Source organism: Capnocytophaga sp. oral taxon 329 str. F0087, from assembly GCF_000213295.2.
Classification (GTDB): Bacteria; Bacteroidota; Bacteroidia; order Flavobacteriales; family Flavobacteriaceae; genus Capnocytophaga; species Capnocytophaga leadbetteri_A.
In genome coordinates, this window is the sequence record NZ_KN390056.1 from 1 (window position 1) to 8,584 (window position 8,584).

The 8,584-nt window shown below is 40.7% G+C and carries 9 protein-coding genes; 7 read left to right on the forward strand and 2 right to left on the reverse strand.

Features of this window, described 5'->3' with window-relative positions; genetic code table 11:
* The first annotated feature begins 365 nt into the window (after positions 1-365).
* From HMPREF9074_RS10670 to HMPREF9074_RS10685, 4 genes are all read left to right on the forward strand, one after another.
* Positions 366-803, forward strand: coding sequence for a hypothetical protein (locus tag HMPREF9074_RS10670; protein WP_009388479.1), 438 nt, complete (start codon positions 366-368; stop codon positions 801-803).
* Positions 804-998: 195 nt separating this feature from the next.
* Positions 999-1,634: a peroxiredoxin gene (locus HMPREF9074_RS10675; RefSeq protein ID WP_009388480.1), complete on the forward strand. Its 636-nt coding sequence runs from the start codon at positions 999-1,001 to the stop codon at positions 1,632-1,634.
* 84 nt (positions 1,635-1,718) lie between these two features.
* Complete coding sequence (locus HMPREF9074_RS10680) at positions 1,719-2,030, forward strand: thioredoxin family protein (RefSeq protein ID WP_009388481.1); 312 nt, start codon at positions 1,719-1,721, stop codon at positions 2,028-2,030.
* Positions 2,011-2,268 carry a DUF6952 family protein gene (locus tag HMPREF9074_RS10685; RefSeq protein ID WP_009388482.1) on the forward strand — a complete coding sequence of 86 codons (258 nt, stop codon included), beginning with the start codon at positions 2,011-2,013 and terminating at the stop codon, positions 2,266-2,268. The genes HMPREF9074_RS10680 and HMPREF9074_RS10685 overlap by 20 nt, the downstream gene beginning before the upstream one ends.
* Before the next feature lie 70 nt (positions 2,269-2,338).
* Here the strand turns inward: HMPREF9074_RS10685 and HMPREF9074_RS10690 are convergent, their stop codons facing one another.
* A complete protein-coding gene (locus HMPREF9074_RS10690) occupies positions 2,339-3,298 on the reverse strand; it encodes a helix-turn-helix transcriptional regulator (protein ID WP_009388483.1) in 960 nt (319 codons plus the stop codon).
* 119 nt (positions 3,299-3,417) lie between these two features.
* On the opposite strand from HMPREF9074_RS10690, the gene HMPREF9074_RS10695 reads away from it, so the two are divergent.
* Genes HMPREF9074_RS10695 through HMPREF9074_RS10705 form a run of 3 tightly spaced genes read left to right on the forward strand, consistent with a single transcriptional unit; the run spans position 3,418 to position 7,799 of the window.
* Positions 3,418-5,739 (forward strand): TonB-dependent receptor, encoded by a 2,322-nt coding sequence (locus HMPREF9074_RS10695; protein WP_009388484.1) that lies wholly within the window; start codon positions 3,418-3,420, stop codon positions 5,737-5,739.
* 3 nt (positions 5,740-5,742) lie between these two features.
* Complete coding sequence (locus HMPREF9074_RS10700; RefSeq protein WP_009388485.1) at positions 5,743-6,546, forward strand: class I SAM-dependent methyltransferase; 804 nt, start codon at positions 5,743-5,745, stop codon at positions 6,544-6,546.
* 26 nt (positions 6,547-6,572) lie between these two features.
* A complete protein-coding gene (locus HMPREF9074_RS10705; RefSeq protein WP_009388486.1) occupies positions 6,573-7,799 on the forward strand; it encodes a hypothetical protein in 1,227 nt (408 codons plus the stop codon).
* Between the two features lie 103 nt (positions 7,800-7,902).
* Here HMPREF9074_RS10705 and HMPREF9074_RS10710 read toward each other — a convergent pair whose 3' ends face one another.
* Entirely contained in the window at positions 7,903-8,520 is a 618-nt protein-coding gene (locus HMPREF9074_RS10710) for a nitroreductase family protein (protein WP_034540731.1), read from the reverse strand.
* Positions 8,521-8,584: the final 64 nt, after the last annotated feature.

An 8,584-nucleotide genomic window follows, 5' to 3' on the forward strand; every position in this document is an offset into this window, starting at 1 on the left:
AGTGGAATCTATACCCCCTCTTAAGAAAAGATGGCTTTATACTAAAAGAAGGTAATCGCAGCACTATGAAAATATATGGAGGCGATACCAAATGGTAAAGGTTTGATAATGAGATACGAGTATCTTGATGTAACTTGGATTGGAATGCTTTTATTAGGGTTTATATCCAAGTTCCTCAAAAAAGTTTAAACACGTTTTTCATTAAAAACAATACAAAGTCCACAATTAAAAGTTAAAACAATCTTAAACTTTGCTAACTTACTTGACAGAGAAGAGAATATCTTATAACTTTGTCGCAAAATTCTAAAATATTTAATCCAGAAGAAGGAAAAGAACTAATACTCCCATAATTAATCATTTTTATTATGAAAAAATCAGTACAAATCTTTTTAGAACTTATCTCAGCTATTGCACTTTACTTGTTTATAAATTCAATAGCCTATGGAGATCATTTGGTAACCCTACCGCTGTACTTAACAGGGGTAGTGATTATGAGTTATCTCTTTGTAAGAGAGAGACCCCAAGAATGCCTACAAAGTGCCTTACGCATTGTTCTTCCGTTTACGGGGTTAATGCTTATTGCAGGGAGTCTGCCTGATGCACATTTCAGTTTAGCTCTGATTTATATTGTGAGCACAGGGGCAGCTTTTTTATTAGGAATGCTCATTGCCACCGTGAGCAAGACGTACCAGAAGATAGGCTTATCGGCATTGACTTTTCTGCTGGTAGTTGCCGTACGGTTGTCGTTTTCAGCGGAGTTTCAATATTTGATAGGCGTACATTGGTATACCTTAGGAAGTTAATCATCTAATAGAATATAGAAAGAGGTTGCTCAGAAGTCTGGGCAACCTTTTTTATGCTTTGTTACTTATAAAGTTTTGTTATAAATCAGCAAAACTTATCGCTTTATAAATTCTTTCAATTAGAAAACTATTTCTTCAATAAAAAATGATAGTAATTTTGCCGCCAGAAAAATAAACCATAAAAACATAATAAATATGTCATTCGTAGGAAAAAAATTCCCTAACATTGAGGTTAACGCTATGAGCGACCTTGGGGACACATTCAAAATAAACGTGCTTAACGAAGCCGTAAACAACAAAAAGAAAGTACTCCTTTTCTGGTATCCTAAAGACTTTACTTTCGTATGCCCTACTGAGCTACACGCTTTTCAAGAGGCTTTGGCTGAATTTGAAAAACGCAACGTAAAGGTTATCGGCGCTTCTTGCGATACTGCTGAAGTACACTTCGCTTGGCTAAATACCTCTAAAGACAACGGTGGTATTGAGGGTGTTACTTACCCTATCTTGGCTGATAGCAACCGCAACCTTGCTCGTACACTTGGTATCCTTGACTCTAACGAGGTATATGACGAAGTAGCTGACGCTTACCTTTTAGAAGGTGATGATGTTACTTTCCGCGCTACTTACCTAATAGACGAAACAGGTAAAGTTTTTCACGAAAGCATCAACGATATGCCTCTAGGACGTAACGTAAAAGAATACCTTAGATTAGTAGATGCTTACACCCACGTACAACAACACGGTGAAGTATGCCCTGCTAACTGGGAAGAAGGTAAAGATGCAATGAATGCTGACCGCAAAGGAGTTGCTAGCTATTTAGCATCGCACTAATTTATCTTTCATAATAACTTAATCATTGTAAACCTATCTATTTTTGCACTGACTAAAAGACTCACTCACTTAAAATTTATCACTATGACAGAACTAACCCAAGATAACTTGCAAGAAGTAGTAGCTGCTAATCCGCTTGTATTCGTACAATTTGGCGCTGGATGGTGCGGCAACTGCAAAATAATGAAACCGAAATTTAAGAAGTACGCTAGTGAAACCGCTAATGCTACTTTCGTATATGTAGATGCTGAAGCGTTTACAGAATCGCGCAAACTGGCTAAAGTGGATAACCTACCTACTTTTGCGGCTTTTAAAAACGGTGCTTTGGTAAACCAAGTACAAACTAATAAAGCTGAAATTTTAAAGCAATTTATAGATGAGATTACCGGTAATTAAACACATCGTTCAGTTTATAGAAACCAACGATCAGGATTATGTGAATGAGACGGTAGAGACTCTCGAAAATCTCATCGAATGTGAGCAACTCAAAGATGAGGAGCTTGACGTAATAGGTGAATTGCTCTCTAATTTCTACGGAGCTATTGAGGTGGATAATATGATAAAATCCGGCACTCCGCAGAAAGAAGCCCTAAACAGCTTTATGAAGCGCGTAGTAGGGTCTATTGACAAATAAAATTATTATTATTTCTTTCACTAACTAAGAACGAAAAAGCCATAGCCTAAAGCTGTGGCTTTTTTAATGGTTAATTTTTGAGCTGTTTGGGATTGATGCCGTATTTGCGCTTGAAGGCTGTTGAGAAATGCGACAGATAGTCGTAGCCACAGGCGAGAGCGACCTCGCTGATGGTCTTATCGGTGTGGAGGAGTAGCTGGCGCGCTAAAGTCATCTTATAATCGTATAAATACCCAAAGACGGTATTGCCAAACACTTCTTTAAAGCCGTAGCACAGCTTCTTTTCGTTGATACCTACTGCGCGGGCTAAATCGGTAATAGAGGGGGTGGCCTCTAATTGTGCTGTAAGGCGGTCGCGCACTTCGTACATCTTCTGTACATCGGTTTGGGTCTTGCAATACTGGCAACTTTGGCACTGCTGTTGTTCGTATTGATAGAGCTGCAAGAGGAGAAGTTCTTGTACTTTGAGTTCGGCATAAGGGCGGGAAGCCTTGCCCAATAAGGAGGCTTGCTGCAATTGGCTTAGCGCTGTTTGCATAGCGAAAGTAGTAGGCAGAGCATAATCGGGTGAAAGGATAAAGTTGCCGCTGCGCTGGTAACGCTCATACCAACTCATAAAGGTTTCGGGGTACTGAGTAGCTATCTGCTCAAACTGCTCGGCACTAATGGCTAAGGTAATGACCTCTATAGTATCGCCTTTATGAAAAAAGTCTTTGCCTGTGCATTCTTCACGTCCGAAAAAGATATTATGCGTTCCTGCCTTGGCAGTGGAAATAGATTTATCTACCTCTATCTGAATGCCTTTGCAGGTTTGGGTTACAAAATACAGGCGCAAAGAAGGGATATCCATACGCCCTTCGAAAGTAGCCTCTTGTTTTACTTGCGCTTGCCAACGATGATAAGTATAATGCCCTAAGGTTTGTTGTTCTAACTGAAAATGAGCTATTTGCTCGCTTACCCCTTCGTAATAAGTAAGTATTTCTTCTTCATTGGTTACCAACGGTAATGTTACTTCATTTATCATAGCCATTCAAATTAAAATCTTTGCTAATAAGATTAAAGTCTCGTGTGTGTTTTTGCTGTACTTTTGTCCTCTGAAACTCATTGTTTAGAACAAAAGTAAATAATCTATACCAAACAAGCAAATTTATGAACAGATTTTTTTATTTATTGCTGTTAATTTCTGCTTCAGTATCGGCTCAGACTACGTATAAACTCATCGGTACCATTACTGACAAAAGTACGGGTATCCCCTTGCCTCAAGCTACTGTTTACATTAAAGAATTGAAGAAAGGGAGTATTGCTAATGCTAATGGAGAGTATGAGTTGGCTGGTGTGCCAAAAGGTAATTACACCCTACTATTCAGTTACTTAGGTTATCAAACTGCTACTAAAAAGGTAAGCACCGGACAACAAACGCGCATAGACATATCATTAAAAGAGCAAGCTGAGCAAATAAGCGAAGTAATAGTATCGGCAAAGACTATAGCGCATCAGAAAAAAGAAGAGAGTATGCCTATCACGGTAATTGATATGAGCAATATGCGGGGTACGGTGAGCAATGTGCAAGATATCCTCGCCAAGACGGTAGGCATCACACTGCGGACTTCTGGAGGCGTAGGGAGTAGTTCGCGTATTTCGGTACGAGGCTTAGAGGGCAAGCGCATTGGTTTTTTTATAGATGAATTGCCAATGACTGAGCAGACCGATTATTTAGACATCAACGATATTCCTGTGGATATGATAGACCGCATTGAGATTTACAAAGGCGTGGTACCTGCTCGCTTTGGGGGGTCGTCTTTGGGTGGGGCTATCAATATCGTAATTCGCGAGTACCCTGATAAATATGCCGACCTCAGCTATGGTTACGAGAGTTTCAACACTCACAAGGCGCAAGGAGTCTTCAAACGCAATTTGAAAGCACGCGGACTCGTTTTTGGTATCGGGGGTGGTTATACTACTTCTGATAATAACTATACTTTTGATTCGCCCTACCGCAAGGGATTACGCATCACTCGCAACCACGATAAGTATCGCAAATACATCATCGGGGGGAGTTTTAAGGCTAAAAAATGGTGGTTTGACGAGGTAGAGTTTGAACCGGTAGTGGTGAAGACTTACAAAGAAGTGCAAGGTATAGAGTACGACATACGCGAAGCCTATAGCGAATCGCTAATGGCAGGTTTGGCTAACAAACTTACCAAAGACAATTTCCTTACCGAAGGGCTTAACTTTGATATGTTCAACGGGGTGGTACTCACCCAAATGAATTTTATCGATAAAGCTACTCGTCGCTATGAATGGGACGGTACCTCTTACCCTACCCCTTCGCGCTATGGTGGTGAGGTGGGTTATAACTTCCCTTCGGACTCTGACGACCAAAAACTCTCCTTCATCAACAAAACGAACTTAGAGTATATCATAAACGAACGTCATTCTTTTAACTTCAACAGTGTACTCTCTATAGCAGAAGGTACCCCTAAAGATGAGCTGAAGACGCGTAGCTTAGGCAAGCAGGTGAATTTTGATTCGCATATGCACAGCTGGGTGAGTGGTCTTACCTATGACCTGCGTTCGCTTGATGATGTATTTCTGAATTCGCTCACCTTGCGTTACTACCAATACACTATGCATACCCAAATGGCACCGCTGTTTGTACCTGGTAAGTATGATGTAGATGTACACAAGAGCAATTGGGGAGTGAACAACGCCTTGCGCTATCGGTTTTTGCCCTCGCTAATGGGTAAGCTATCGGCAGGTTATGAGGTGCGTATTCCCTCGGAAACAGAGCTTTTGGGAGATGGTATTAGTGTAGTGCCCAGTGCTGACCTATTGCCTGAACGCAACACCAGCGCCAATATAGGGGTTCTGTTTGACCTAACAGGCAAGCACCGCAGCAATGCGCAGATAGAAATGAACTTCTTTTATATGTATCTGCAAGATATGATACGCTATACCTCTGGACTGATAGGGGCACAGTATCAGAATTTTGGGGAGATGCGCACTCTAGGTATGGAGTTTGAAGCTAAAGCCGATGTGCTACCCTCGCTCTACGGCTATGTGAATACTACCTACCAAGACCTGCGCGATACTCGCGATTACGAGCCTGCCAGCACCGTGCCCAATCCTACCAAAGGCAAGCGTATGCCCAACATACCCTACCTAATGGCAAATGCAGGGGTAGAGTTTCACCGTGAAAACCTTTTTGGCGGTAGCGGTCAGAATACGCGTCTGTTTGCTGATGTAGCTTTCGTAGAAGAATATTTTTACGATTTTGAAATGACCCAGTTGCAGAAACGCCGTATACCGCGCAGCACTACTCTTGATATAGGTTTTGAACACAGTTTTCTGAACAACAAGCTTTTTATATCGGGTAAATTGCGCAATGTAACGAACGAAAAGACTTTATCAGAATTTAACCGTCCGCTACCTGGTATTAATGGGGGAATAAAATTAAGAGTTATATTTTAGATTATGGATAAAATACCTGAAACAATGCTCATAACCCTATGGGCAAAAGCAACTGAAAACGAACATCGCAACCCTTTATTGCGCGATGAAAAAGCTGCTGAAATTATCAGCAAGATAGATTATGATTTCAGCAAATTTAAAAAAGCTAGCTTCTCGCAAGCAGGCGTGTGTGTGCGTGCTAATCTTATAGACGAAGAGGCACGCGCCTTTATAGCCGCTCACCCCGATGCGGTAGTCATACAATTGGGCGCAGGACTCGATGCCCGCTATGAGCGTTTGGGCTGTCCGCCAGTAACCCATTGGTACGAACTCGACCTGCCCGAAGCCATTGAGCTGCGCCGTAAGTATTTTGAAGAGACTGATATACGGACGTTCTTACCGATGTCGCTATTCAGTCCGGCGTGGATAGACCTCGTGCAAGCCTACCACAAGCCGCTGCTTATCATAGTAGAGGGTGTGCTGATGTACTTCACCCAAAAAGAAGTAAAAGATTTTATGGTAAAACTCTGCAATGAACTTACTGAAGCTACTTTTGTGTTTGATATGCTCGCCTACGCCTTAGTAGGGCACGCCAAAAAACACGATAGTTTGGGAGCAATGGATAAGGATAGACGTCCTGAATTTCAATGGAGTGAGAAAGAGAGTGCTGTAATGGAAAGTTGGCACCCTAAAATACATTTGACCAAAGAGTACTATATGAGCGAGTACGACAAAGGTCGTTATCCTTTTATTTTTAGAATGCTCTATAAGATTCCTTATTTTTATAAGCGATTTAACCAAAGAGTGGTTAATTTGACGATTGGCTGATTTATTAACCATAAATATAAACTAAAATGAAAAAAGTAATTTTAACCCTCTGCAGTCTTGCGCTGCTAAGCTTGTCTTGCAAAAAAGACGACAATAATAATTCTGTAAATACTCCACAAGGAGGTACAGGAAAATATTTGGTAAAAACTACCTTTAAAAACCCCGATGGCAAAAGCGGTAGTTCTTACCTACAGCTCACCAATGACCTCAACGCTACCACTGCTTTAGACAGCAAACTAGCCATACAAGCGCCCTATATGTCGAGCGTAATGACATACGGCAACGAAGTCTATTTGATGGATGCTATTGATGGTAGCTATGGTGTTAGAAAATTTATATACAACCCTGCTAACCAACAGCTTAGTGAGGCTAAGAACCTCAATACTCCTGCCCACTCTATGCCCTGCAACCTGATAAAAATAAGCGATACTAAAGCCTACCTACCTTTATACAACGCACCTAAAGTATGGATTGTCAATCCACAAACAATGGAAAAAACAGGCGAAATAGATATACAGAAGTATGCACACGCTGATAGTAGTCCGGATGCTGGGTATGGTGTAGTGCGCGATGGTTATTACTATCTACCATTATTACAATTAGGTCCTGATTATGCTCCTTATGCTGACCACCTACAAAGCGATGTACTCATTATCAACACACAAACTGATCTTGTAGAAAAAGTAATTTCAGAAACCACCAGCCATTTGGCTATGCCTTCGCAACCCTCGTATAAAACTTGTATTTTCACTACCGAAAACAAAGATATATACATAATGTGTGCTGGTTATTTTGGTTTTAATCCTGCCAATAAACATTCAGGATTAGTGTGCATTCCTAAAAGTGCTACTATATCGGCTACCGAGTTTGATAGCAGTAAGAGTTGGGATATTTCAAGTACTATTATTGAAGGTACTACATACAAACCTGCTACTATCTATAGTATAGAATACTTAGGCAATGGCAAGGCGGTAGCTTTTGTAGGTGTTTCTGAACTCAATATAAAAGACCCTTTCACCGATAAAAATGGGATTGCCGTATCGATAAACCTCAACGCTAAAACTATCAAGAAAATTGATGGTATTCCTTATACTGATAGCCACAGCGTGTTTATTGGTAGAAATAATAACGAAGTAATTTTTGGGGTATCGGGTACAGACAAACGAGGTTTGTTTAGCTATAATCCTACAACAAATACAACCCAACAATTGCTCAAAACAGATGGCGGGGCTGACTTCTTCTATGCATTTTAGAGTGAGTCACACAAACTTTTTACCTATTAACAAACTTGCCGATTTATCAATGGGTTAATACCATTGACAAATCGGCAAATTTACTAATTGACAAATCGACAAATCAGCTTATTTTAAACTCCTTTACTACCTCTTCTAAAGGTAAGCGAGATTTAGGACGCAAATGCAACTGATTGCTATCCTCAGGGTCGCGATAACCTATAGCCACCGCAAAAAGAGCGGTATAATCAGCATCGCCAAGAAGATTGTCGTATTCAGCACCGAGAATGCCTTCCATAGGAGTGCTATCGATGCCCATAGAAGCACAAGCACTGAGGAAAAACCCTAACGATATATACACCTGATTGTTTATCCACGTGTAAAGGGCTACATCGCCTTTAGGTTTTTGTACCTTTTGATAAAAGCCAACACGTGCCATTTCGGTAGTGGACTTTTCTAATCTCTTCTCAAACGAAGGTAGCGACCTATTGGCCATAAACACCACCAAATGACTGGCATTGCGCACGCGGTCTGCATTATTAAGCGACACTTTGGCAAACGCTTCTTTAGTAGCAGCATCGTCTATAAAAACGAATTGCCAAGGCTGTGAATTGATAGACGAGGGGGCAAGGCGCAAAATCTCTTTGAGTTGTGCAATATCCTCATCGCTAATGTGTTTGGTACTGTAATACTTAGTAGTATAGCGGTTTTTTGCTAATTCTAAAAAATTGGCAGATTCAATTCATAAAGGTAACTTTTAATTTTGCTGATTGTTATTCAATAAGTTAACGTTTCCTTGATTTTTA